The organism is Roseovarius maritimus (genome assembly GCF_043355895.2).
GTDB lineage: Bacteria > Pseudomonadota > Alphaproteobacteria > Rhodobacterales > Rhodobacteraceae > Roseovarius > Roseovarius maritimus.
Genome location: NZ_JBHFPF020000001.1, coordinates 89,784 through 115,599 on the forward strand (window position 1 = coordinate 89,784; position 25,816 = coordinate 115,599).

At 65.3% G+C, this 25,816-nt stretch carries 16 protein-coding genes; 10 read left to right on the forward strand and 6 right to left on the reverse strand.

Annotated features, from left to right (window positions below; translation table 11 throughout):
• Window positions 1-62: 62 nt before the first annotated feature.
• From ACEWPM_RS00435 to ACEWPM_RS00465, 7 genes are read left to right on the forward strand one after another with little or no spacing between them, the layout of a single operon-like run.
• On the forward strand, window positions 63-6,491 hold the full coding sequence (locus ACEWPM_RS00435) for a type I polyketide synthase (RefSeq protein ID WP_393960523.1): 6,429 nt from the start codon (window positions 63-65) through the stop codon (window positions 6,489-6,491).
• Between the two features lie 7 nt (window positions 6,492-6,498).
• Window positions 6,499-7,536 carry a glycosyltransferase family 2 protein gene (locus ACEWPM_RS00440; RefSeq protein ID WP_393960524.1) on the forward strand — a complete coding sequence of 346 codons (1,038 nt, stop codon included), beginning with the start codon at window positions 6,499-6,501 and terminating at the stop codon, window positions 7,534-7,536.
• Window positions 7,533-12,053, forward strand: a complete 4,521-nt coding sequence (locus ACEWPM_RS00445) for a MupA/Atu3671 family FMN-dependent luciferase-like monooxygenase (RefSeq protein WP_393960525.1) — start codon at window positions 7,533-7,535, stop codon at window positions 12,051-12,053. The genes ACEWPM_RS00440 and ACEWPM_RS00445 overlap by 4 nt, the downstream gene beginning before the upstream one ends.
• On the forward strand, window positions 12,050-12,784 hold the full coding sequence (locus tag ACEWPM_RS00450; protein ID WP_393960526.1) for a 4'-phosphopantetheinyl transferase family protein: 735 nt from the start codon (window positions 12,050-12,052) through the stop codon (window positions 12,782-12,784). Before ACEWPM_RS00445 ends, ACEWPM_RS00450 begins: the two co-directional genes overlap by 4 nt.
• A 28-nt stretch (window positions 12,785-12,812) precedes the next feature.
• On the forward strand, window positions 12,813-13,760 hold the full coding sequence (locus ACEWPM_RS00455) for a hypothetical protein (RefSeq protein ID WP_393960527.1): 948 nt from the start codon (window positions 12,813-12,815) through the stop codon (window positions 13,758-13,760).
• Window positions 13,757-14,584 carry a hypothetical protein gene (locus ACEWPM_RS00460; RefSeq protein WP_393960528.1) on the forward strand — a complete coding sequence of 276 codons (828 nt, stop codon included), beginning with the start codon at window positions 13,757-13,759 and terminating at the stop codon, window positions 14,582-14,584. The genes ACEWPM_RS00455 and ACEWPM_RS00460 overlap by 4 nt, the downstream gene beginning before the upstream one ends.
• Complete coding sequence (locus ACEWPM_RS00465; protein WP_393960529.1) at window positions 14,581-15,396, forward strand: glycosyltransferase family 2 protein; 816 nt, start codon at window positions 14,581-14,583, stop codon at window positions 15,394-15,396. The genes ACEWPM_RS00460 and ACEWPM_RS00465 overlap by 4 nt, the downstream gene beginning before the upstream one ends.
• On the opposite strand, the gene ACEWPM_RS00470 is transcribed toward ACEWPM_RS00465, so the two are convergent.
• A complete protein-coding gene (locus ACEWPM_RS00470) occupies window positions 15,333-16,598 on the reverse strand; it encodes a glycosyltransferase family 4 protein (protein ID WP_393960530.1) in 1,266 nt (421 codons plus the stop codon). The genes ACEWPM_RS00465 and ACEWPM_RS00470 overlap by 64 nt on opposite strands.
• A gap of 122 nt (window positions 16,599-16,720) precedes the next feature.
• Here ACEWPM_RS00470 and ACEWPM_RS00475 point away from each other — a divergent pair, with 122 nt between their 5' ends.
• Complete coding sequence (locus ACEWPM_RS00475; protein ID WP_393960531.1) at window positions 16,721-18,079, forward strand: oligosaccharide flippase family protein; 1,359 nt, start codon at window positions 16,721-16,723, stop codon at window positions 18,077-18,079.
• Here ACEWPM_RS00475 and ACEWPM_RS00480 read toward each other — a convergent pair.
• From ACEWPM_RS00480 to ACEWPM_RS00495, 4 genes are all read right to left on the reverse strand, one after another.
• The gene (locus tag ACEWPM_RS00480) at window positions 18,076-19,314 is read right to left on the reverse strand and encodes a GumC domain-containing protein (protein ID WP_393960532.1); all 1,239 of its coding nucleotides are present in this window, start codon (window positions 19,312-19,314) and stop codon (window positions 18,076-18,078) included. The two genes, ACEWPM_RS00475 and ACEWPM_RS00480, sit on opposite strands and share 4 nt — an antisense overlap.
• 162 nt (window positions 19,315-19,476) lie before the next feature.
• Window positions 19,477-20,448 (reverse strand): CpsD/CapB family tyrosine-protein kinase, encoded by a 972-nt coding sequence (locus ACEWPM_RS00485; RefSeq protein WP_393960533.1) that lies wholly within the window; start codon window positions 20,446-20,448, stop codon window positions 19,477-19,479.
• A gap of 3 nt (window positions 20,449-20,451) precedes the next feature.
• On the reverse strand, window positions 20,452-21,240 hold the full coding sequence (locus ACEWPM_RS00490; protein WP_393960534.1) for a sugar transferase: 789 nt from the start codon (window positions 21,238-21,240) through the stop codon (window positions 20,452-20,454).
• Window positions 21,241-21,764: 524 nt separating this feature from the next.
• A complete protein-coding gene (locus tag ACEWPM_RS00495) occupies window positions 21,765-23,372 on the reverse strand; it encodes a peptide chain release factor 3 (RefSeq protein ID WP_393960535.1) in 1,608 nt (535 codons plus the stop codon).
• A gap of 106 nt (window positions 23,373-23,478) precedes the next feature.
• Here ACEWPM_RS00495 and ACEWPM_RS00500 point away from each other — a divergent pair, with 106 nt between their 5' ends.
• Complete coding sequence (locus ACEWPM_RS00500) at window positions 23,479-23,676, forward strand: hypothetical protein (protein ID WP_393960536.1); 198 nt, start codon at window positions 23,479-23,481, stop codon at window positions 23,674-23,676.
• Between the two features lie 25 nt (window positions 23,677-23,701).
• Here the strand turns inward: ACEWPM_RS00500 and ACEWPM_RS00505 are convergent, their stop codons facing one another.
• Window positions 23,702-24,706, reverse strand: coding sequence for a Hint domain-containing protein (locus ACEWPM_RS00505; RefSeq protein ID WP_393960537.1), 1,005 nt, complete (start codon window positions 24,704-24,706; stop codon window positions 23,702-23,704).
• Between the two features lie 219 nt (window positions 24,707-24,925).
• Between ACEWPM_RS00505 and ACEWPM_RS00510 the strand changes: the two genes are divergently transcribed.
• Window positions 24,926-25,705 (forward strand): SDR family oxidoreductase, encoded by a 780-nt coding sequence (locus ACEWPM_RS00510; protein ID WP_393960538.1) that lies wholly within the window; start codon window positions 24,926-24,928, stop codon window positions 25,703-25,705.
• Window positions 25,706-25,816 lie beyond the last annotated feature (111 nt).

Consider the following 25,816-nt stretch of genomic DNA (forward strand, 5'->3'; position numbering starts at 1 on the left):
CTGTAGTATCAGTATGCTGTCCTTGTGTGTTTGTGCGGGGCAGTTGGAGTTTGCGAGTTAATATGGCTGAGTTTTCCGATCTTGTCGCCGCGCGGGCACGTGCATCCGAAGGCGATCTGGCCATCGTTGGCATGGCTGTCCACGTGCCGGGGGCGCAGGATGCCGGCCAATTCTGGGCCAATCTAGCGGGCGGCGTGGAGAGCATTGTCCGGCTAGACCGCGATGCTTTGATCGCAGCGGGCGAGGATCCCGCCCGGATTGCCCAGAAAAATTACGTTCCCGCCACCGCCCCGATGGAGGGGTTTGCCGATTTCGACGCCGAGTTCTTTGGCTTCGGCCCGCGCGAGGCGGCGATCCTGGATCCGCAGCACCGCAAGTTCCTTGAGGTGACATGGGCCGCGATGGAGCAGGCAGGCCACGCACCGCGCGGCTTTGCCGGACGCATCGGCGTTTTTGGAGGCTGCGGGCAGGGCAGCTATTTTAACGACAATATTCGCACCAATGCCGATCTGGTCGAGGAGGTGGGACATTTCCTGCTGCGCCATACCGGCAATGACAAGGATTTCCTGACGACGCGCGTCAGCCATGTGTTCGACCTCAAGGGCCCGAGCGTGACACTGCAGACCGCCTGTTCCACGTCGCTGGTCGCGGTTCATTATGCGCGGCAGGCGCTGCTGAACGGCGAGTGCGACATGGCGCTTGCTGGCGGTGTCACCATCGAGCTGCCGCAGGGGCGCGGCTATCTCTACAAACAGAATGAAATTCTGTCGCCTGACGGACATTGTCATGCGTTCGACCACCGCGCCGAGGGGACGGTCTTCGGAAGCGGTGCGGGTGCGGTAGTGCTGCGGCGGCTGAAGGATGCCGTGGCCGATGGCGATCATATCTGGGCCGTCATCAAGGGCACCGCCATCAACAATGACGGCGCGGCCAAGGCCGGATATCTCGCGCCCAGTGTCGAGGGGCAGGCCGAGGCCATCCGCGCCGCACTGCGCGATGCGCATGTGGACCCGGCCAGCATCGGCTACATCGAGTGTCACGGCACCGGCACCTATCTGGGCGATCCCATTGAGATTGCGGCGCTGAGCGCGGCGCATGAGGGCGCGCGCACGCCTTGCCGCATCGGATCGGTGAAGACGAATATCGGCCATCTCGATACGGCGGCGGGGGTGGTCAGCCTGATCAAGGCGGCGCTGGCCCTGCACCACGGCCAGATCCCGCCCAGCCTGAATTTTGAGGCGCCCAATCCGGCGATAGATTTTGCCAGTGGCCGCTTTGCCGTGGCTGACAGGCTGATCGACTGGCCCGAGACAGATGAACCGCGCCGCGCCGCGGTCAACTCGCTGGGCGTAGGCGGCACCAACGCCCATGTGGTGTTGGAGCAGGCGCCTGCCCGCACCCCTTCGGAAGAAAGCGATTTTCCTTTTCATGTCCTAACCCTCTCAGCCCGCAGCAAACCGGCCCTCGATGCCGCGTCGCACGCCTTGGCCGCGCATCTGCGCGCCCATCCGGAAGAGCCGCTGGCCGATGTCGCCTGGACGCTCAAGGAAGGCCGACATGCCTTTGCCAAGCGCCGCGTTCTGGTGGCCGAAAGCCACGAGGAGGCTGCCGCGCTGTTGGAGGCGGGCGATCCACTGCGCGTTCCTACCCATGAGGCGCCCGAGACGGCGCCGCAACTGGTATTCATGTTTCCCGGAGGTGGGGCGCAATATCCCGGAATGGCCCGCGACCTTTACGAGACCGAGCCGGTGTTTGCCGAATGGATGGATCGCGGCCTGGATCATCTGGCGCCGCAGCTGGGCTATGATATCCGCGCGCTCTGGCTGCCCGAGCCGGGCGCGGAGGCGGCCGCTGCCGAGGCGCTCAAAAAGCCGTCGGTGCAGCTACCACTGATCATGATCACCGAATATGCGCTTGCTCAGCTCTGGTTGGGCTGGGGCGTGAAACCCGCCGCGCTGGTCGGCCATTCGATGGGCGAGAATACCGCCGCCGCGCTGGCGGGTGTCATGTCCTTCGAGGATTGCATCGATCTGGTGCTGTTGCGTGGCCGGCTTTTCGACAGCGTGGCGCCGGGCGGCATGCTGAGCGTGCCGATGGATGTCGGCGATCTGGCCCCGTTGATCGGCGACGATCTGGATATAGCCAGCATCAACGCGCCGGGCCTTTGCGCCGTTTCCGGCCCTCAGGGGGCGCTGGACGCGCTGGTGGCGCGGCTGGCCGAGCGGAATGTCGACTGTCAGCGCGTGGCCATCGACATCGCTGCGCATTCGCGAATGCTGGACGGTATCCTGCCGCAGTTCCGCGCGCATCTGGAAGGGATGACGCTGACCGAACCGCAGATCCCGATCCTGTCGAACCGCACAGGCGCGCCGCTGACGGCAAGTGAGGCACGCGATCCCGAATACTGGGTGCAGCAGCTGCGCCAGACCGTGCGCTTTGCCGATTGCATCGACGCGGTCGCGGCGCGGCCTTCGGTCTTTCTTGAGGTCGGGCCGGGCAGGGCGCTGGCCTCTCTGGCGGGGATGGGCGCGCGCGTCGGGCCGGGGCAGGCTTTCAGTACCTTGCGCCACCCGGACCAGGACATCGCGGACGACGCGCATTTTCTGGGCGTGATCGGGCGACTTTGGGCCAGCGGAATCGAAGCCGATTGGGCGCAGGTCTGGGGCGGCGCGCGCCGCCACCGCCTGCCGCTGCCGGGCTATCAGTTTCAGCGCAGCCGCTACTTCATCGAACCCGGCAAACCTGCGGTCGGTGACGGCAAGGCGCTGCTGCGCGAGGGCGATCTGCGGGACTGGGGATATGCCGTCCGCTGGCGCCCCGCCGCAGCAGATTGCGACACCGAGACCGAAGAGACGCTGGGCACATTGCGCAGATGGCTGATTTTCGCAGATGAGGCCGGCATTGCCGCGTTCGCTGCAAACGCTCTGCGGCAGGCCGGGCATACAGTGACACTCGTGCACTCCGGCGACAGTTTCCAGCGGCGCAGCGAGGCTGAGTACATCCTCTCGCCCGAGCAGGGGCGCGCGGGCTATGAGGCGCTGATGGCGGCGATGTCAAGCGACGGCCGCTTGCCCGAGCGGATCGCGCATTTCTGGGGTGTGACGGCGGAGGAAAGCTATCGCGCCGGATCCAACTTCTTTGACCGCAACCTGGAGCATGGGCTTTATAGCCTGACGCATCTGGCGCAGGCGATGGGTGCGGTGCAGATGCCGGAGGGCTGCCATATCTGCGTGGTAACTTCCGGAGCGCTGCGCGTGGCCGAGGAGGGGCCATGCTATCCTGAAAAAGCCTGTGTTCAGGGACCTGTCGGGGTGATTCCCCGCGAATTTCCCGGCGTGACGGCGCAATGGGTGGATATTGAATCGCCCGCGTCCCAAGGCAGGCGACGGCGGGCCCAAGCGGATGAAACCGCGCACCGTCATCGCCTCCTGATGCGCGACCTGCTGGCCGAGCCTTCGAATGACATCGCCGTCCATCGCAGCGGAGCGCGTCTTGGGCGTGTGCTGCGCCACCAGCCGCTGGAGGACGTTCAGGAGACACCGGTTTACACACAAGGCGGGCTTTACCTGATCACTGGCGGCTTTGGCGGGATCGGCCTCAGCGTTGCGCGCGATATTGCGCGGCGGGCGCAAGGACATATCGTTCTGCTTTCGCGCCGTGCGGTGCCGCCGCGTGCGGATTGGGCGCGTTATAGCGAGGCCGGGCCCACTGCGCGCAAGATCGCCGCAATCCGCGAGATCGAGGAACTGGGAGGACGCGTCACGTGCCTTGCCGCCGATGTGACCGACCTCGCCCAGATGCTGGGCGTGCGCGATGCCCTCGGCGATATTGGCCCGCTCTCAGGGATCATCCATGCCGCCGGCGTCATCGACGACGCGCCTATCCTGGCCAAGACCGATGCGGCGATGCAAGCCGTACTCACGCCCAAGCTCGGTGGTTTGCGCGTGATCGACGCGGTTTTTCCCGATGGTGCGGCGGAAATGCTGGTGCTCTTCTCGTCGACCAGCACTCTGACCACCCCGGCGGGGCAGGTCGATTACGTGGCGGCCAATGCCTATCTGGATGCGGTCGCCGAGGCGCGCCGGGGCGGGCGCACGAAGGTTTGCGTGGTGAATTGGGGCGTCTGGTCTCAGATCGGGATGGCCGCCGATGCGATGGCACGCCGCACTGGCGAGGAAAGCGCAGCGCGCGCACTGGACCAGCCAATGCTGCAAAGCGCCGTCGAAGGCGCCGACGAGTCCGAACGTTTCACCCTGGATCTGTCGCCCGAAAAGGACTGGGTTCTGGCCGAGCACCGAACCCACACGGGCCAGATCCTGCTACCGGGCACCGCCGTGATAGAACTGGCGGCCGAGGCGATGGCCGCGGGCGGTGCGTTCCGCCCATTTGAACTACAGGACCTGCAATTCATGCGCCCCTTCGCCGCCACGCCCGGTCAGCGGCAGGGCGGAATGCTGCGCCTCGGTGCTGGAACTCAGGCGCGGATGTTGTCGCTGCATCGCCGTATAATGCTGGAAGGCCGCGAGGGCGAGGTGACGACCGCGGAGGCACGGCTTGCGCCGCTGTCGGAGACGGCCCCGCGCATCGAGATCGCCGAGATCGAAGGCCGCTGTGGACCTGCGCAAGAGGGCGATTTCGTCTCGCCGCAGGAGGCGCATCTGGCCTTCGGTCCGCGCTGGCGTGTCGTGACGCGGCGGGCAATGGGCACGCAGGAGGGTATCGCGTATCTGGCGCTGCCTGCGGCCTTCCGGGCTGATCTGGCGGCCGGTTGGCTGGCGCATCCTGCATTGCTGGACCTTGCCACCGGCTGGGGGATTGCGCTGCATCCGGGCTACGACGCGGCGGACCTTTGGGTGCCGACCGGCTATGACAGTCTGCGGATGTATGCGGCGCTGCCCGAGCAAATCATCAGTTGGATGCGGCTGGCCGAGGGGGCAGGCGGCGTGGATGCAGACACGACCCGCTTTGATATCACGCTCGCCACGCCTGGGGGCGACGTGCTGCTTGAGGCGCGTGGACTGGCCATGCGCCGCCTTGCCGCCTCGGCGCTTGCGGGCCTGGATGCACCGCCCGCGCCGCGTGATATCGTTTACGTGGCCAATGAGGCCCAGCCCCTCTCGGCCGCCGAGACGCGTCTGATGCGCCAGATCGCGCAAGGGATCACCCCCGAGGAAGGCGCCAAGGCGCTTTACCGTGCGCTGGCTGCGATGCGTTCAGGCGGATCCGCGCGTATCGCTATCTCGCCGCTCGACCTGAATGCGCTGGTGGCCGAGGCCGCCGCCGTGCCGGAGACAAGCGCCAATAGCGCCAGCTTTGAGCGCCCTACACTCGACGCGGAATATGTCGCTCCCAAAGAGGGGACCGAGGCCAGCCTTGCCGGTATCTGGTCCGGCCTCTTGGGCATTGATGATGTTGGGGCCGAGGACAGCTTTTTTGATCTTGGCGGTCACTCGCTGCTTGCCGTGCGCCTCTTTGCACAGATCAAGCAGCGCCATGGCGTGGACTTTCCGCTCTCGGTGCTCTTCGAAGCGCCAACCATTGCAGCGCTGGCCGCGCGGATCGACGCGGCGGGCGGCGGCGTGGCAGCCGCGGATGACACGGCTGAGGAGCCGCCAAACCCGCAGGATGCGCTGCGTCATCTGGTGCCGCTCCACCCCAACATGTCGGGCACGCACCCGCCGCTCTTCATCGTCGCGGGCATGTTCGGCAATGTGCTGAACCTGCGGCAACTGGCCCTGCTGACCGGGCGCGACCGTGCAGTCTGGGGTTTGCAGGCGCGTGGTCTGATCGGGGATGAGACGCCCCATGACCGAATGGAGGCTGCCGCTGCCGCTTATATCGCCGAGATGCGGCAGGTGCAGCCCAAGGGCCCATATCACCTTGCCGGGTTCTCCGGCGGGGGCATCACCGCTTACGAGATTGCTCAGCAACTGCACGAAGCGGGCGAGATGGTGGCCATGCTCGCGCTTCTCGACACGCCGTTGCCGCAGCGCCCGGCGCTCTCACGGCCCGACAAGGCCCTGATCAAGCTGCAGGAGCTGCGTCGCAAGGGGCCGCGCTACCTTGGCGAATGGGCTGGCGCGCGGCTGCGCTGGGAGCTTGAAAAGCGCCAGAGGGGCGGCCAGGCACCTGACGCGCCCGGCAGCTTCAACAACGCGGCCGTCGAGGCGGCCTTTCGCGCCGCCGCCGCTGCCTACCGGCCTCGGCCCTGGGACGGGCCAGTGACGCTTTTCCGGCCGAAGCTGGATCACCATTGGCGCGGCACCGCAGGCGCATGGATCAGCGCCGAGCGCGAATACGTGCTGCCCGATAACGGGTGGGGGCAATATTGCCCGCAGCTGGAGGTGATCGAGGTGCCAGGCGATCATGACGGCATGGTGTTGGTGCCCAATGTGTCGGTTCTGGCCGGGCATATCAACGCGTTGGCGGCAACTGCAAATGGAAGACCCGCGGAACCGTCCCGGCAGCCAAGCCGCACGGCGGCGGAGTAAACACGCCATGACGCATGAGACTGACCCCGCCATCCTCGTAATCGTGCTGAACTACCGCACGGCACAGCTGAGCCTGAAGGCTGCCTCTTACGCGCTGACCGCCATGGACGGGCTGGCCGGGGCGATCACCATCGTCGACAATGCGTCGGGTGATGGCAGCACACAGATTATCGCAGATGCGATCAAGGAGCGCGGCTGGGATCGGGTCAGCCTTGTCACATCGAAGGTCAATGGTGGCTTTGGCGCGGGCAACAATCTGGGAATGGCGTCGGGCCTATCCGATGGCACGCGGCCAGATTATGTCTATATCCTCAACTCCGATGCCTGGCCACGCCCGGACGCGATCCGCCATCTGCTGGAGGCGCTCCAGCGCGACGAGACCGCCGGGTTCGCCGGAAGCCGCATCGTCGGAGAAGATGGAATCTTGCACCGCACCGCGTTCCGCTTCCCTTCCGTGCCGGGCGAGTTCGAAGGGTCGGTGCGCACGGGACTTTTCACGAGCCTCCTGCGCGATTGGGTCGTACCCCTGCCGGTGCCCGAGCGTACGGCGCCCGTCGATTGGGTTGCGGGCGCATCGCTGATGCTGCGGCAGGATATGCTGGACGAGATCGGCCTTTTTGACGAGACGTTCTTTCTCTACTTCGAAGAAACGGACCTCTGCCTGCGTGCGGCACGCGCTGGGTGGGTCTGCCTGTACGTGCCGGACTCGGAGGCGGTGCATCTCGGCTCGGTCTCGACCGGAATGCGGGACTGGGGGCGTACGCCGGAATACTGGTTCGATTCGCGTCTGCATTATTTCGTCGAAAATCACGGGCGCGCCTATGCCGTGGCTGCAACCTTGTCACGCGCGTTGGGCGAGGGGCTGTGGCGGCTGCGCTGCGCGGTCTCGGGTGCGTCGCGGCGGGATCCGCCACATTTTCTGCGCGATTTGCTGATCCATGCGCTGCGCACTTGGTTTGGCGCGCGCAAGGGCCGGGCCATTCCGGCAACGGACGGTGTGCAGGCCAGACCGGTCGACGTCATCGCCAGAGGAGATCCGACATGAGCCTTTTTTCCTGCGTACTGATCGGCGATGAAAGCCTGACGATCGCCTGCGCTGCCCGTTTGATCGAGCGCGGGGCAGATATCCGCGCCGTCGCGACGCGCGATGTCGAAGTGCACGCTTGGGCCCAGGAAGCGGGCCTGCCTGTCACTCGCCGCATCAAGGATCTGCCGGGTCTGGTGCCGGACGGTGTGGATTGGCTGCTCAGCATTGCAAACTTGCGTATCATCCCGCAGGAGGTGCTGGACTGGCCCGCTTGCGGTGCGGTCAACTTCCACGATGGGCCGCTGCCGGACTATGCCGGCGTCAACACGCCCGTCTGGGCTATCCTGAACGGCAGGGGGGCGCATGGGGTCACATGGCACCACATGGCGGGGGGCATTGACGAGGGCGATATCCTGGCGGCCCACCCGTTCGATCTGCCCCGCGATATCACCGCCCATGCGCTGAATGCGCGCTGCTATGCCGAAGGGCTGGACAGCTTTGACGAGGTGATAGACCAGCTCGCCTCGGGTCAGCCGCGCCGGATACCGCAGGACCTGAGCGCGAGGCGTCTTTTCACGCGCGCTGATCTGCCGCCAGGGGCGGGGTATCTGAATTTTGACGGTCCGGCACAAAAGGCGCTGGCGCTGGTGCGCGCGCTGGATTTTGCGGATCATGCCAACCCCGTGGCGACGGCCCGCATCCGACTGGCCGGTGCGGCGGTCCAGGTGCGCCGGGCCGAGCCTGCCGAGGGGCAGGGCGGTCCGGGCGAAATTCTGGCCGTGGGCGAGGATTGGTTGACGGTCATGTTCGCGGACGGAGCGCTCCGCCTCTCGGGGTTGATCGGCATGGATGGACGTACGCCGGTTTTTCAGGTCGCCGCGGGAAATTCCTTGTCGCTGCCAGATGCAAATATCGCCGCGCTGGCCGCTTTGAGACGTCACGAAGATCGCTGGCGCAAGGCGCTTGTCGCGTCCGAGCCGCTGGATCTGCCTGCCGGCCTGACGATCTCCAACCGCGCAGGTGGGACGGCGGATTGGAAAGCGCGGGAGCTTTCATGGCCCGAAGATGCAAGCCGCGAGGAACTGGCACGCCGCATTGCCCGCTGGGCAAGGGTGACGGCAGGGCGCGACGGCTACATCGCGTATCAATCCACTATGCTCGCGGAAGGCGCCAATGCGGCGCCGGGTGACATCGCCGAATGGGTGCCACTGCGCAGCGATGACGCTGTAGCAGAACTTGCGCACGCCGAGGCATCTCCGGGCATGGCCGCCGATCTGGGTCTGCGCCTCGCCGGGGTGCCGGGGCTGAGGGTCCCGGCGATCGGCCTCGCCGAGACGGGCACGCCCATCGCGGGCACTGCGGTCTGCGTGCTCTGGCCTGAGGGGCGTCTGATGGTGGACGTGGCGCGGGTTCCGCCCTCAGCCGCCGATCTGCTGGTCGCACGTCTGGACGAGGTTCTGGCGGGCAGCGATGCCGATTTGCTGGCCGCTGATATCGCCCTCATGGACGGGTGGCACGGGCCGGCGGTGGATCTAAGCGATATGCAGACCATTCACGGCGCGATCGAGGCGCAGGTTGCGCGCATACCTGATGCCGTCGCGCTGGTGTTCGAGGACATCGCGCTCAGCTATGCGGAGCTGAATGCGCGGGCAGATACCGTGGCCGCCGGCTTGCGCACGGACGGTGTCACGCGCGGCAGTCATGTCGCGCTCTGCGTGGCGCGCGGACCCGCTTTACTCATCGGGGCGCTGGGTATCCTCAAGGCAGGCGGCGCCTATGTGCCGCTCGATCCCGACTATCCGCCGGCCCGGCTGGCCCATGCGATCAGCGACAGCCGCGCCGCGATTCTCCTGACCGAGGCGCCGCTGGAGGGGCTGTTGCCTGAGACCAATGTCCGGCGGATCCTAATCGAGGACATGCAGGCGGGCGAACCATCCGGTCTGGAGGTCCAGAATGGCGAGTGTCTCGATGACCCGGCCTATCTGATCTACACTTCCGGCTCGACCGGCACGCCGAAGGGCGTCAGCATCACCCACCGCAACGTCGCCAATTTCCGCGCCGGTATGGACGCGCATATCGATCCCGAGGCGGGCGGTGTCTGGCTGGCGGTGACCAGCCTGGCCTTCGATATCTCGGTGCTGGAACTTTTCCACACGCTGGCCCGCGGCTTCAAGGTGGTGCTCAGCGGCGGCGAGACGCGCGCCGCCGTGTCGGGCACGTCGCAGATGCGCGGTGGCAGCGGAATGAAGTTCGGCTTCTATTACTGGGGCAATGACGGCGGCTGTGACGCGGGCAAGTATCACCTGCTGCTTGAGGGCGCGAAATTCGCCGATGCGCATGGTTTTACATCGCTCTGGACGCCCGAGCGGCATTTTCACGCCTTTGGCGGCGCCTATCCCAATCCAGCGGTCACCGGCGCGGCGGCGGCGGCGGTGACGCGTCATCTGGACATCCGAGCAGGAAGTTGCGTGGCGCCCTTGCACCATCCCGCGCGCATAGCCGAGGAATGGGCGGTGATCGACAACATGACCGGCGGGCGCGCGGGGCTCGCCTTCGCCTCGGGCTGGCAGCCGGATGATTTCGTGCTGCGCCCGGAAAACACGCCTCCCGCGAACAAGCCCGCGCTATTTGACACGCTGGAGAAGGTGCGCGCGCTCTGGCGTGGCGAGGAGGTGCAGTTTCCTACAAAGTCAGGCGCACCGCATGGCGTAACCACCTATCCGCGCCCGGTACAGCCCGAACTGCCCGTCTGGGTCACGACCGCAGGCAATCCCGGCACCTGGCGCGAGGCGGGCAAGATGGGCGCTCATGTGCTGACCCACCTGCTGGGCCAGACCATCGACGAGGTGCGGGGCAAGATCGCCCTTTATCATGAGGCGCTGCGCGCGGCCGGGCATGATCCGTCAGATTTTCACGTCACGTTGATGCTGCACAGCTACCTTGCGGATACGCGTGATGCCGCCCGCGAGGTCGCGCGCGAGCCGATGAAAGACTACCTGCGCAGCGCCGCCGGCCTTATCAAGCAATACGCTTGGGCCTTTCCCGCCTTCAAGAAACCGAAGGGGGTGGAAAACCCGATGCAGATCGACCTCGCCGGACTGGACGAGGGCGAGATGGAGGCGATCCTCGATTACGCCTTCGAGCGCTATTTCGAGGATGCGGGCCTCTTCGGCACGGTCGAGGACGGTCTGGCACGCAGCGCCGAACTCTCTGAAATCGGAGTGACGGAAATTGCCTGCCTCATCGACTATGGCATCGACGCCGAGACGGTATTGCAGGGCCTGCGCCCGCTGGCGGAGGTGCTGCGGCGCGCGAATGCGCCCGATACGCTGGACGCCGATGACTTCTCGCTTGCAGCGCAGATATTGCGCCACGGTGTCACCCATTTGCAATGCACGCCCAGCATGGCGCGCATCCTGGCGATGAATCCCGAAGCGCGCCGCGCGCTGGGGCGGGTGCAGCATCTCTATCTGGGGGGCGAGGCATTGCCCGGTGATCTTGTCTCGGATCTGCGCCGCGCGACGCCTGCGCGCATTCTCAACATGTATGGCCCGACCGAGACGACCATCTGGTCGACGGTTCAGCCAATCGAGGGGCAGGTGCAGGGGACTGCCCCCATCGGCGCGCCCATTGCCAATACCGTCTGCCATGTGCTGGACGAGGCCGGCGCACGTGTGCCCGTCGGCGTGCCGGGCCAGCTTTGGATCGGCGGGGCGGGCGTGACCCAAGGCTACTGGCAGCGCACCGAGCTGACGGCTGAGCGGTTTCGCGCCCTGCCGGATCTGCCGGGCGGCACGCTTTATGATACCGGCGATCTTGCGGCATGGCGCGCGGATGGGACGCTCGATTTCATTGGCCGGTCGGATGGCCAGTTGAAAATCCGCGGTCAGCGGATCGAGCTGGGCGAAATCGAGGCCCGCATGACCGAGTTTCCCGGAGTTACCGGGGCTGTCGTCACGGCTCTGGGGACCGGAGGCGATCTGCGCCTTGCCGGCTACTACACCGGCGACGCCGTCGATGCCGAAGCACTGCGCGGGCATCTGGCCCGTCAGTTGCCTGCCGCGATGGTCCCGGCCAGCCTGACCGCGCTTGCGGCCTTTCCCCTGACCCCGAACAAGAAGATCGACCGCGCGGCTCTGTCGCGGCCCGCGCCCGCCGCACCCAAGCGCGCGCAGATTGCCGAGGCGCCGCGCACGTCAGCCGAAGCCCCGACCGATCTGCTGGATCGGCTGGCCAGGATCTGGGCCCATGTTCTGGGCCTTGCCGCGGTACAGCCGGGTGACAACTTCTTTGCGCTTGGCGGGCACTCATTATTGGCGGTTCAGATGCACCGCGATATCCGTGCGGCCTTGCCCGACTTGCGCCTGACGATCACGGATGTGTTCCGTTATCCGGTCCTCGCGGATCTGGCGGCGCATCTGGGCGGCGCAGCACCGGGGCCAATCGAGCCCTCGCCGCCGGACGCCTCCGGGCGCGCCGACGTGATGCAGCGCCGCCGCGCCATGCGGGCGGGGCGCGGGCAGGCGGCACGATGAGTGCGGGACTCAACCTCGCTGGCGCAGCTGCTGCGCCGATGGTCGCCGGGCCAGCCCAGGCGCTGCGCGCACTTTTTTCGCCCGAAGTCGCGGTGGCGCTGAGCGATCCGCGCGCTCCGCAGCCCGCCCCATGGCCCGCCGAAGCACCCGCCATCGCACGCGCCGCGCCGGCCCGCGCACGGGAATTCGCCGCGGGCCGCGCCGCCGCGCGCGATGCGATGATCCAGCTGGGCCGCGCGCCTGCGGCCGTGGCAAGCGGCGCGGATCGCGCGCCGATCTGGCCCGAGGGGCTGACGGGCAGTATATCGCATACAACAGATCGGTGCATTGCAGCCCTTGCGCCCTGCGACCGCGTGCGCGCCATCGGAACGGATATCGAGGACGCAAGCCCGCTTGCCCCCGATCTGATCCCCGAGATATGCACGCTGGCCGAACGTGCCTGGCTGGCCTGTCAACCCGAGGCGGCGCGCGGCATTCTGGCCAAGCTGATCTTTTCCGCGAAAGAATGCGCATATAAGTGCCAATACCCGCTGACCGGCCTTCTTCTGGATTTCGATACGTTCGAAATCACCCCCGATCTTGACACTGGCCAGTTTGAGGCAACGCTGAGCCGGCCCGTCGGCACACTGGCTGCCGGAACCTGCCTTGCCGGGCGGTTTCTGATCGCGCAAGACCTGATTGCCTGCGGCATAACGCTGGGGCGCAGTCCGCGTTGGGGGATCGGACAATGATGGTAAGACGAGGCATGGCAGGCGCGAGATGGGCAACTCAGTGATGATCTGGATCGGGGCGGCGGTACTGGGGCTCACCGGTGCGGTAGCGCTCTGGATGGCGCGCGCACCCGGCGTGACGGCAGAAGCGTTTGAGGCGGCGTATGCCGCGCCCCTTACCGCGCCCGAGGGCGCCTTGGCGGTCTATCATCTGGGCCATTCGCTGACCGGGCGCGATATGCCTGCGATGTTGGCCCAACTCGCCCCCGAGGGACACAGCTATCACAGCCAGTTGGGTTGGGGCACATCGCTGCGCGAGCATTGGGAGCAGGATGTGCCGATCAAAGGCTTTGACGCCGAGAATGATCATCCGCATTTTCGCCCCGCGCGCGAGGCTGTCGGCAGCGGGACGTATGATGCAATCGTCTTGACCGAGATGGTCGAGATCGAGGATGCGATCCGCTATCATGCCAGCGCCGATTACCTCGCCAAGTGGAGCGAATTGGCCCACAAGGGCAATCCCGATACGCGCGTCTATCTCTACGAGACGTGGCATTCGCTGGACGATCCCACGGGCTGGCTGGCGCGTTTGGACCGGGATCTGCCCGAAGCGTGGGAGGCCGGTATCCTGCGGCCTGCACATGATCCGGACGCGGCACCGGTGCGCGTGATCCCTGCGGGGCAGGTCATGGCCGCCTTGGTGCGCCATGTCGAGGCCGCGGGAGGCATCGGCCCGATGCAGACACGCCGCGATCTTTTTCGGTTGAATGCGGATGGGACTCAGGACCTGATCCACCTCAATGATCTGGGCAATTACCTTGTCGCTCTCACGCATTATGCAGCGCTCTATCATCGCAGCCCCGTGGGTCTGCCCGATGCTCTGCGCAGGGCCGATGGCACGGCGGCAAACGCGCCGGGGGAGGCGTTGGCGCGCGTCATGCAGGAAACCGTGTGGGACGTGGTTACCGCATACCCCAAGACGGGGGTTGAGCCATGAGGCTCCACCCCCGCGCGGTGCTCGCCGGGCTTGCCGCCGCGCTTGTGGCCCCGACGCTGAGATGGGCGGCAGCAGGTCATCCGCTGTCAATAAACCCCGCGCCGATGTATCACTGCAGCACGCAACTACCCATTGTAGGCGTGTTCAAGACTGTCCGCCGCTGGATCGGCCATCTGCCGGGCCGTTGGGGCGCGCGGGATGATGCGCCGCGAGCCACCGCTGATGGCGGGTCGCGGCCCGGGGAGGCGTTCGTTGCCTATGCCTTTACTGGGTTTTTCGGCCATATCGTGGAAGCAACCAAGCGGCGCGGCCTGATCGCGGGGTGGCTGGCCGAAAGTCTGGAAACCGCGACGAAGGCGGACCGGGCCAATGGCTTGGCGGACATGGCGCTGGGGGGCTACGTTGCGGCGCGCAAATTTCATCATGCCACCCCCCGCGCCACCGCAGAGCTGCGCGGCGGCGCTAAAAGCGGCCATACATTCGACATGCTGCGCGATCTGCTAAATCACATCTGGCCCCGCCACGTCGGAGTTGCGCGGCGGCACGGTCTGTCCTCGAATACGTCTGAGGGCGGCAGCCAGGGGGCCGCGGTCGGCCGCCACATCGACGATGACGAGTTGACCGCGCTTCTCGTGCATCTGAGTTATTCACCTGAAATGAGCGCGCTCTATGACGATGTGCGCAACGGTGGGGCGACGCTGGAGGCAGGGACGTTCACCCAGTACAACGATGTCGCCTCACCCGGCACGTGGGGTAGTTCGGGCGCGATGCGCTGGCCGTGCGATGACAATCCGCGCAGGCGCGCGCTCGGGGCACGCACGTGAGCGCCGCCACCGTGATAATCCCTGCCCATGACGAGGCGGGTTATATCGCCGCGTGTCTTGAGGCGGTCTTCGCGTCGCAACTGGACGACGTCGAGCTGCAGGTCATTGTCGTGGCCAATGGCTGCAGCGATGAAACGGCCAAGATTGCCAGAAGCCATACCGGCGCGGGGCGCGACCTGGAGGTGATCGAGACGCAGACGGGCGGCAAGCTGAACGCGCTGGGACTGGGCGACGGGGCCGCAGGCCATGGCACGCGGATCTATCTCGATGCCGATGTGATCGTCTCGCCGCAGCTCATCATGGAGCTTACGGGCGCATTGAATGGCGCGGTGCCGCGCTATGCCAGCGGCACGCCGGTCGTTGCGCCTGCGCGCAGCCGGATCACGCGCAACTATGCGCGGTTTTGGCAAAACCTTCCCTTCGTGAAGCAGGGCGTGCCGGGCTTCGGGATCTTTGCGGTCAACGAGGCGGGCCGGGGGCGTTGGGGCGATTGGCCGGACATCATCTCGGACGACACATTTGTGCGGCTCAGCTTTACCCCCGAGGAGCGCGTTCGCGTTCCGGCAACCTATAGCTGGCCTATGGTCGAGGGCTGGCGGCCGCTGGTGCGCGTCCGGCGGCGGCAGAACCGCGGTGTGGCCGAGATTGCCGGGTGCTACCCCGAACGGATGAAGAATGATGACACTGTCCGGCTGGGAGCATCGGAGATCGCCGCCCTCGCGGCGCGCGATCCGGCCGGATTTTTGGTCTACGGCGCGGTATCGCTGGCAGTGCGATTGCCGGGGCCGGATGGCTGGGTGCGCGGCAGATGAGCGGCGCTTTCGCTGAAATGCGCAGCCAGTTTGGCGGCCTCGATATCGATGTCATGGCGCGCCAGCACGCGTTCGCGGCCGGCCGTGCCCATCTGGGCCAACTGGCTGCGCGGCGTCTCGGCCATCTGCACCATCGCGGCGGCCAGGGCGGCGCTGTCGCCGGCAGGCACAAGCCAACCGGTCTTGCCCGTCTCTACCAGCTCGGGCGTGCCCGCGATGTAGGTGGCGATGACGGGCCGGGCGGCGGCCATCGCCTCCATCACGACCATGGGCAGGCCTTCGGCGAAACTCGGCATGACGAGGCCATGCGCGCAGGCCAGTTGCGCGCGCACCGCCGCCTCATCGAGCCAGCCGGTGAGGGTCACGTGGTCCTGCAGCCCCTCGGCGGCGATCTCGATCTCGAGCGCAGCGCGCAGCGGGCCGTCGCCGATAAGCGTGAGATGAAGGCCCGGCACGCACCTCAGCGCCTCTTGCAGCGCGGGGACCAGCATCATCTGGCCCTTTTGCTCGACAAAGCGGCCGATGGCGACAAGGCGCAGCGGCCCGTCCGGCATCGGTACCGGATCGGTAAAGCGCTGAGGTTCAATCCCGCAATGCACCACGTGGATGCGCGGCCACACCTCATGGCTGACCAGCCGGCTGAGTTGCGAGCGGCCAAAGCTGCTGATCGCCACGGCAAAGGCGGCGCGGTCGATCTTGGGGCCCAGCGACAGAGCACGCGGCGCATCGAACTCCTCGGGTCCGTGAACGGTAAAGCTGTAGCGCGGGCCGCCCATTGCATGGCAGAGCATCGCGACCGTCGCGGCATTGGTGCCGAAATGCGCATGCGCGTGGGTTGCGCCCGTCGCAGCGCAGCGGCGCGCGACATGGGCGGCCTCGGCCAGATAGATCAGATGGCGCGGGCGCCCCGCCTCGCTGCGCCCGCCGCATTGCCACGCGAGCGTCAGTGCTGCTGCGGTGGCGCGCGGAGCATGAAACGCTTGGGCGGTGAGATCCTTCAGAAGCGCCAGCGCGCCGGTCTTCAGCACGTAATGCGTGCGCGCCGCCTCGGCCCGGTCGCCCTCATCGACCAGCGGAATATCGGCGGCGCGCATCGCGATGCGGTCAATCTCGAAGGCCTGCCGCTCAATCGCGTGCAATTCGCGCCGGATGAAGCTGTGCGAGGGTTGCGGATAGGTGTTGAGGATGTAGGCGATCTTCACGTGGCGGCGCTCCGGGTTGGTGCCGCGCAGGGTATCGGCGCCGCCGCGCCACACAAGGCGATTGCGGCGGCCATGGGCATTTTCAGGCAGGCGGGTGGCAAACGCGCCGATTGGGCCCGCCCATGAGGCGCCTGATCAAAGCCTTTGCGGGCAGTGCGCTGACCGCGCGGGTGCTGCGCAGCGCGTCCTGGGTCATGGTTGGTTATGGCGGCGCACAGGCGATCCGGCTGGCGTCGAACCTGATCCTGACCCGTTTGTTATTTCCCGAGGCGTTCGGACTGATGACACTGGTGACCGTTGTCACCGTCGGCCTGATGATGTTCTCGGATGTCGGGATCGGGCCGTCGATCAGCCAGTCCAAGCGTGGGGACGATCCCGATTTCCTGAATACCGCCTGGACGATTCAGGTGATGCGCGGCCTCGCGCTGTGGGGGGTGACGCTTCTGATGGCGGTGCCGATGGCGCGCATCTACGATCAGCCCCTTCTGGCGACATACCTGCCCATCTCGGGGCTGGCGCTGATCATCTCGGGTCTGCTGCCCACGCGGATCGAGACGGCGCACCGGCATCTGGTCTTTGGGAGGCTGACTGTGCTGGATCTGGGTGCGCAGGCGATCGGTGTTCTGGCGATGATCGTGATGGCGGTGATCACGCAGTCGGTCATCGCGCTGGTTTTGGGCAGTGTCGTCACCGCGCTGGCCAAGCTGATCCTGACAACGCTTTTCCTGCCTGGTCTGCGCAACCGGTTCCGGCTGGAGCGCGCGGCGCTGCGCGAGCAGGTGCATTTCGGAAAGTGGATCTTTCTCAGCACCGCTTTTGGCTTTGTGAGTGTGCAGGGGGACAAGGCGGTACTGGGCGCGCTCCTCGATCTCAAGACTCTGGGAATATACAATATCGGCTATTTCCTCGCCAGCTTTCCAGTCTTGCTGGGTGGCTCCTTGGCGCAGCAACTTCTCATTCCGATTTATCGCGACTGCCCTCCAGGTGAGAGCGCGGCGAACCGTACCCGCCTTCGGAAGATGCGGATTATGCTCACCGGCGGCACCTTCGGCCTGCTGGCGGTGATGGCGCTGGCGGGTCCTTGGCTGGTGACGGTGCTCTACGATCCGCGCTATGCGCCGGCAGGGGGGATGTTGGTGCTGATCGCGCTGGGGTTCCTGCCACAGGCCATCGGGCTCAGCTATGATCGCGCGGCGCTGGCGGCGGGCGACTCTCGGGGGGTCTTTGTCTATTCCGCGCTGCGATCGGTGCTACTGGTTGCTTTGCTGGTGGCCGGGTTTTACGCCTTCGGGCTGGTCGGTGCGCTGGCCTCTCTGGGGGTGGCGCTGCTGATCGCATATCCCGTGCTGGTTCGGTTGGCGCGGCGGCATGGGGCGTGGGATGCGCCGCATGATGCGACCTTCGCGGTGATCGCGGTTGTGCTGATGGCGCTGGCGCTTTGGATGCATTGGCCGGTAATTGCGATGCTGGCCGGGCTCTAGCGATCGCGCCGCCGCGAGAACCAGCGGCGACGGCGCTTGGCCGGCTGCATCCGCGGGATCGAGACAACAGGGCGCAGCCCCAACTCGTGCTCCATTTGCGCGGCTGAACGGAGCACCGGATGGCGCAGATCCATGGCAAAGGCGGCAAGAACAGCGGCGAAGGCACTGACCACGGCGCCGAGAGCGACGAGCAGTTTGCGGGATCGGGTGTAAGGATGGTCCGGCAGCGCGGCCGGATCAAGGACCATCAGCCGGGCGGCCTGGCGCTGAGTTTCGAGGCGGTAGGCGACGTCGGCCTCCTTGCGGCGGGCCGATGTCGCCTCAAGCTCGGCCTGAAGCGCCTCAAGCCTGCGCGCGTAATCGTCCAGTTGGCGCTGAACCTCGGGGGTGCCTTCGATCGAGGTGGTCAGCGCCTCGATATTGCGCGTCAGAAGATCGCGCTCTTCGCTCAGGCTGTCCAGCTGCGTCTGCTGCTCTTCGCGGGCGCGCCGTTCGACCCGTGATTGGGCGGGTAGGGCGATCTGGCGCTGCAGCGCGATCATCTGCCTGTCTATGTCCAGCCGGGCCTCGTTTAGTGTGGCGATCTCGCGCTGAACGTTTTCGATAGTGCTGAGGGATGCGGTATTGTTGCGCGCGCGGAACTGGCTGATTTCGCGCTCCAGCGTCTGAACTTCGCGCAAGGCCGCATCCTCCTGAAGCGTGAAGAAATCCAGCGTGTCGCGCGCCTGGTCCAAACGGGTGCTGACGCTCAGCGACACGGTGCGCTGCGAAATCTCGTGGGCGAGGGCGCGCGCACCCTCGGCGGTTGGCCAATCGGCCGTGATCCGCAGCAGCGATACCTCACCATCGTCGCCATAGCCCTCGCGCGCCGCGGCAACGCCGGATATCTGGACCGCTTCGCGGATCGCCGCCACCTTCTGAGCCTCGGTCAGCGCGGGTTGATCGACGAAAAGCCCAAGCTTGGCGATCAGCTCCAGAATGGCGCCGCGCGACATGACTTGCTGTTCGATCAACTGCAGCCGGCGCGCGGATGACCCTTGTACCGTGGAAGGCGCCATTTCGCCCGGAATGATCGGACCTTGCATCTGCAAGACCTCGGAAGAGGCATACATGTGCCGTTGTGCTGCGGCGATGATCAGGGACAGGAAACAGCCAATGACAAAAACGAACAGAACCAGGCCACGGCGGCGCCGCAGCATGTCAAAAAAATCCGCAATCGAAAAGATCGATCCCATCCGCTGGCTGTCCCCCGCGCTGATACCGCTCTCCGGCGGACAGGCCGGAGAACGCGATGATGTCCTGCCATGATCCATGACATGGTAAAGGGGCAATAATATGACGGGGATGTAGGCCGCGCGGGTGCGCGCTGCAACGCCGGGACTGCGGAAGACTACACGTCAGGCCGCGCGGCGTGCCGACTCGCGTGAAGGGCGGGTGCGGTTCAGGATGACGCCCAGCAGATGCGATTTGCCCTCGAGCCGGCGCTCGCATTCCGTGATCTGTCTGGCCAGTGTGCGCGTGGCGTCCGCGACCAGCAGGACTCCATCGACCTGTGGCAGGAAGGCCTCCAGATCGTCGTGCTCCAACATGGGCGGCAAGTCGTAAAGGGTGATGTCGGGGCGCAGCGTTTCCAGCACCTCGTCCAGCACCTCTCCGGTGCGTCGCGCATGCAGCACTTCCGAGGGATTCGGTGCGTGCCCCTGCCCAAGACCGAGCGTCAGAGTCTCGGCCGGTTTGACCAGATGATCGTGAAGGGTCACGTCGCCGGACAGCAGGCGATGCATACCACCCCGCGCCTTGATACCCAGCATTGCGGCGATGGAGGGTGTGCGCTGATCCATGTCCATCAGGAGCGCGCGCGCGTCAGGGATGCGCGCAATCGCCAGCGCAAGGTTCAGCGCGGTAAAGCTGGCACCGCAGCCTGCGGTCGGCGCCGCAATGGCGATCCGCGACCATCCTGCGCCGTGCATCGTGCGCAGCAGTTGTGTGCGCAGATCATCAAATGCGCGCAGCATCGCTCGGTCATGCCTTGTCAGGCGGATTTGCGCCTCGATTGGAGTCTCGCCATGGCCGAAGCGGACCATCGGCAGGCGACTCCAGAGGCTGGGAACGATATCGATTCCGCGCTGGGGGAGCATGAGCTCGCCGCCAAGCACCGGCTCGAACGGCTCTGCCATATCAGCACCGTTCGGAAGGTCATCAAAGGAATCGACCACCGGCGGATCCGCCGGATCGCGCGTGCCCCATTTCGGTACCATCATCTCGCCGTTCACCCGGCGCGTCAGCTCCAGATCGAAAGGCAGATCGTCAGACTTGCTGCTTGGGGCAGGGTGATGGCGGACGCTCGTGTCGCGATAGCGTTCAAACATGGCCTAGACTCCCGTCCGCTTGATCACCGCGCCGATGGTTCGCCACAGAACTCGCGCATCCTCTGTGATCGATACGTCGTAATCGTAGGCAACATCCAGTGCAACACGGGCGCGAAAGGCGCTCTGGCTGCGCTGTGAGACCTGCCAATAGCCGGTGATGCCCGGCCGAAGGGCAAAGTAATGCGTCGCGTCGCCATAAAGTGCCAGCTGTTCGGGTAGCATGGGACGCGGACCGACCAGGCTCATCTCGCCCCGCAGCACGTTCCAAAGCTGGGGCAGCTCATCCAGCGACGTCTTTCGCAGGAAATTTCCGATGCGGGTGATGCGCGGATCATCGCGCAGTTTTTGGGTCTTGTCCCATTCCGCGCGCAAGGCCGGATCAGAGGCGAGATGCGCCTCCAGAAGCTGATCCGCATCGCGCACCATCGTGCGCAGTTTGACAATGGAAAACGTTTTGCCCGCCTTGCCCAGCCGCGGTTGGCGATAGAAAGGCGCTCCGCCCTCGAGCCAGAGCAGAACGGCTGAAACGCCGATCAGAAACAGCGCGATTGGCGCTCCCAGTACGATAAGCGTGATGTCCAACACACGCTTGCCACTGAGACGATAGAAACCGGCATGTGGCCGGGGGACGGGACGAACAACCGGCAGTGTCGCCACGGACGCCGCCGAAGGATCGCTTCGATAGGTGGGATAAGGCGCGGGGTAGACGGGGCGCAAACGCCGGGTCGCGCGGTAGGCTGGCACTGATACGCGCGCCACAGGCGACGAAACATCGGTATGCACTTCTGACATGGCAGACTTACTCACTCACAACACGCGCGGCCCCACTTCCGCGCCAAAACACAACAAACTGCCCCGATGTCTGACGTCCCGAGGTCTGCGCCCCGTCACTGTCCGGGGGCGGCCAACGGGCCGCCTCCGAAGATCGGATTGCATCGGTTCAAGAACAAAAAAACGCCCTCAAATCGACACGATTCAAGTTAACATTTGTCACTGCAATCTTCAGAGAAATCTAACGAAACATATTGTTTCCGGTCCGGAAGGATCCGGAGGCGACACGCAGCGCCGAATTCAACTCATACGTGTTGATTTACTAGAAAAAATGCACCGACCAGTCCAAACAACCCCCATTGTTTCGAAAACTGTCCACCGCCACATCGGCGATACTCCGCTTATACAGAAATTAGGCGAAATTGCAACTTTCTTGTGGCGGTGATTTGGCAAAGAAAGCTGCGGCTTCCCGAGACTTAGACAGAAATTCCGGCTCGGTTTGCGGCGACAATTGCGACGGGATTCGTCTGATTCCCGTGCAGACGTCAGACCATCATTTCCTTCGTCGCTGTCAGGCGTATATCCGGATAATCGCGTTGTACGCGGTCAATATCCCACTGAAGGCGGGTCAGATAGACAACATCACCGTCGTTATCATGGGCGATATGCGCCTGGTTCGCCTTTATGAAGGCGTCGATGGCGGCTTGGCTACCCTGAACCCATCTTGCAGAGGTGAATTGCGACGGCTCGAACCGGACGGGTAGGCCGTATTCCAGCTCAATCCGCGAGGCCAGCACCTCGAATTGCAGTGCGCCCACGACGCCGACGATGAAGCCCGAGCCGAAGGCGGGTTTGAAGACCTTGGCAGCACCTTCCTCGGCGAATTGCATCAGCGCCTTTTCCAGATGCTTGGCCTTCATCGGATCGCCCGCCCGCGCCGTTTGCAGCAGTTCCGGCGCAAAGCTGGGAATACCGGTCACGCGCAGCGCCTCGCCCTCGGTCAGCGTGTCGCCGATGCGCAGCTGGCCATGGTTCGGGATGCCGATAATGTCGCCGGCCCAGGCCTCCTCGGCCAGTTCGCGGTCCGAGGCGAGAAAGAGGACCGGGTTCGACACAGTCATGGGCTTTTTGGTGCGTACATGGGTCAGTTTCATGCCGCGCTTGAAATGTCCCGACGCCATGCGCAGAAACGCCACGCGGTCGCGATGCTTGGGGTCCATGTTGGCCTGCACCTTGAAGACAAAGCCGGTGACTTTCGATTCCTCGGGCGCGATCTGGCGCGGCTCGGCACTTTGCGGCTGGGGCTGGGGGCCATACTGGGCGATGCCGCTCATCAACTCCTTGACGCCGAAGGAATTGATGGCCGACCCGAACCAGATCGGGGTCATATGCCCCTCCAGCACCGCCTGCGGGTCCAGCGCGGGCAAGAGCTCGCGCGCCATCTCGACCTCCTCGCGCAGCTTGGCAACCAATTCTGCAGGCAAGTTTTCGTCCAGCTTGGGATCGCTCAGACCGTTGATTTCGATGCTGTCCGCCACCTTGTTGCGGTCGGCACGGTCCATCAGCTCAAGCCGATCATTCAGCATGTCGTAGCAGCCCATGAAATCGCGGCCAATGCCGATAGGCCAGCTGGCGGGCGTCACATCGATGGCGAGGTTTTCCTGGATCTCGTCGATTATGTCGAAAACGTCACGGCTCTCGCGGTCCATCTTGTTGCAGAAGGTCAGGATGGGCAGATCGCGCAGGCGGCACACCTCGAAAAGCTTCTGCGTCTGGCTCTCGACGCCCTTGGCGCCGTCGATCACCATCACGGCGGCATCGACGGCCGTCAGCGTGCGGTATGTGTCTTCGGAAAAGTCCGAGTGGCCGGGCGTATCGACCAGGTTGAAGCGGAAACTCTTGAAATCGAAAGACATTGCGGAGGCACTGACGGAAATGCCGCGATCCTTCTCCATCTGCATGAAGTCACTGCGCGTGCGCCGCGCCTCGCCCTTGGCCCGCACCTGTCCGGCCATCTGGATGGCCCCGCCGAACAGCAGGAATTTCTCGGTCAGCGTCGTTTTGCCCGCATCGGGATGCGAGATGATCGCGAATGTGCGGCGGCGCGCGATTTCGCTCGGCAGATCGGGGCGGTTTGAGGCGGTGTCCAGCATGGCGCCGCGTATAAGGCGGCGCGGGCGGGCGCGCAATGGGGCGGAACAGGCAAGGGGTGAGCGGCGTTTTGCGTGCATCACGCACAAACGCAAAAGGAGATACCTCATGAGTGCAAAGAAACCCGGCGAGCGCCCTGCCAAGCCAGACAATGCCAAATCCGCGGCCGATCCCTTTGGCACGCCGAAGATGAAGAAGGATGGCGCGTGGACTCATGCCGCGATGGAAGAGGCTCTGCGCGAGCCGCGCCTGGACGGCAACGAGGACAAGGTCGCCAAGGAGGAGCTGGACGCAGAGAAGAAGTGAGCGTGTACGAAGTGATCTGGCCGCGCTAGCGGGTCGAGGCGCGGCGCAGGATCTCGGCGGCATCGGGCCTGTCGACAAGCCTCGATTGCACTTCGAACTCAGTAAGCGCCTTTCGGTCATGGCCGGGCTCGGGGTGCGACAGTGCCTCGCTCAGATCGGCGGGCAGAACGGTGCGGGTGCGCGGATCGACCAGCATGGTTTCGGCGGCGATGCCCTCGACATAAATGATCTGGTGCTCGTCAAAAAGCAGTTGGAAGTAGTCGACGAAGCCGCCACGCTCCTGCACGATGCTGCTTCCATTGACAAGATGCCGCGCGCGCACAAGCACCTCGTGCCGCCCGGCGCCCAGCGCATCCGAGCGCTGGTAGATGAAAAGCCGGCTTTCAGGACTGACCAGCAAGTCGCCCGCATTGTTCAGCGCGCCGGCGCGGATGCGGACGGGGGCGAAATCGCCAACCGCACGCGCCGTCGCGGCGCCGATCCATCGCAACGGGCGAGGACCGTCGTCGCGTGTCAGGATCATGTCACCGGGCCGCAGATCCTCGATCGGGGTCTGGGCGCCCGACGCCAGCGTGACGTGGGTGCCGCGCGAAAAGAACACACAGGCCACCTCGGCAAAGCGGGTTTGCGCGGATGCACGGTCGATCCCGACAAGCGTGAATTCCGTCCGCGGCGTCAAGGGCGCGAGAGGCAGGACATAGACCGCTTCGACATCTCCGCACGAATCAACTTCGACAAGGATCAGAAGCTCGGTGGTGATGCCATTGGCCGTCATCATCGTCAGCGCCGCGTCCAGATGCACCCGGTGGCCTGGCGTGCCCAGCGCCGAGCCTTTGGCGATGGCCATGACGCCTGCGCGTGTCGGCTGAACGGACAGGCGCACGGATTGGGCGCGCAGACTCAGCTCGTAGACGTCGTCAAGATCCAGCTCGTCCGCAAAGGACATACCATCGCCCAGATTCGCCCCGTTCACGACGCTGATGTCGCGAGCGCGAAACACAGGCAGAATCTGAACAAAGCCATCGGTCATCTGATGTCGGTCCTTTATTCCGGCGTCCGGGTCAATCACTTAGCGCGCGCGACCGTGCAGACCATGCCGGGTGCCGCGCGCAGCCAAAAAACCTTTTGGTCCCAGGTCGGCTGACATAGGGTCAGGGTTAGCAGGAGATTGTGGCAGCAGCGGGACGCGTTGCGGCACAATATACGGCAAACCGCTCGTCGCGGCAGGAACGCATTGGGAGAAGTCTAGATGGATATGGGTCTGAACGGCAAGCGCGCGCTGGTATGCGCCTCGTCCAAAGGGCTGGGACGTGGCTGCGCGCGCGCCCTGGCCGCCGAGGGCGTAAATCTGGTGATGAACGCGCGCGGCCAAGAGGCGCTGGATGCCGCCGCCGATGCGATTCGCGGAGAATTCGGCGTGGACGTCACGACTGTGGCCTGCGACATTACCACTGAAGAGGGCCAAGCTGCCGTGCTGGAGGCGGCGGGCGATCTGGATATCCTTGTCACCAATGCGGGCGGCCCGCCGCCCGGCGTCTGGAGTGACTGGGGCCGCGATGATTTCATCAAGGCGTTGGACGCCAACATGCTGACGCCCATCGCGCTGATGAAGGCCGTGCTGCCCGGCATGATGGAGCGCGGCTGGGGCCGCATCGTCAACATCACTTCGCAATCGGTCAAGGCGCCCATCCCGGCGCTTGGCCTGTCGAACGCGGCACGCACGGGCCTTACCGGCTATGTCGCAGGCACCGCGCGGCAGGTGGCGCCGCATGGCGTGACGATCAACAATCTTCTGCCTGGCATCCACGCGACCGACCGCGCCGTGCAGCTGGATGCTGGCGTCGCAGAAGCGCAAGGTATCTCGATGCAAGAGGCCCGCGAGAATCGCTACGCCGACATCCCGGCACGCCGCTATGGCACGGCGGACGAGTTCGGGGCCGCCTGCGCCTTCCTCTGCTCGGTCCAGGCGGGCTTCATAGTGGGGCAGAACCTGCTGCTGGATGGCGGTGCGATCTCCTCGACAATGTAGGCGGCCCTCGCTGCCGCCGGCGCATGGGCGATCACAACTTCGCCAGCGGACAAGTTGCGGCTGGCGCCTTTTGTAGGCGCCGGGGTAGCTCCCTCGCCAACGGCGCATTCC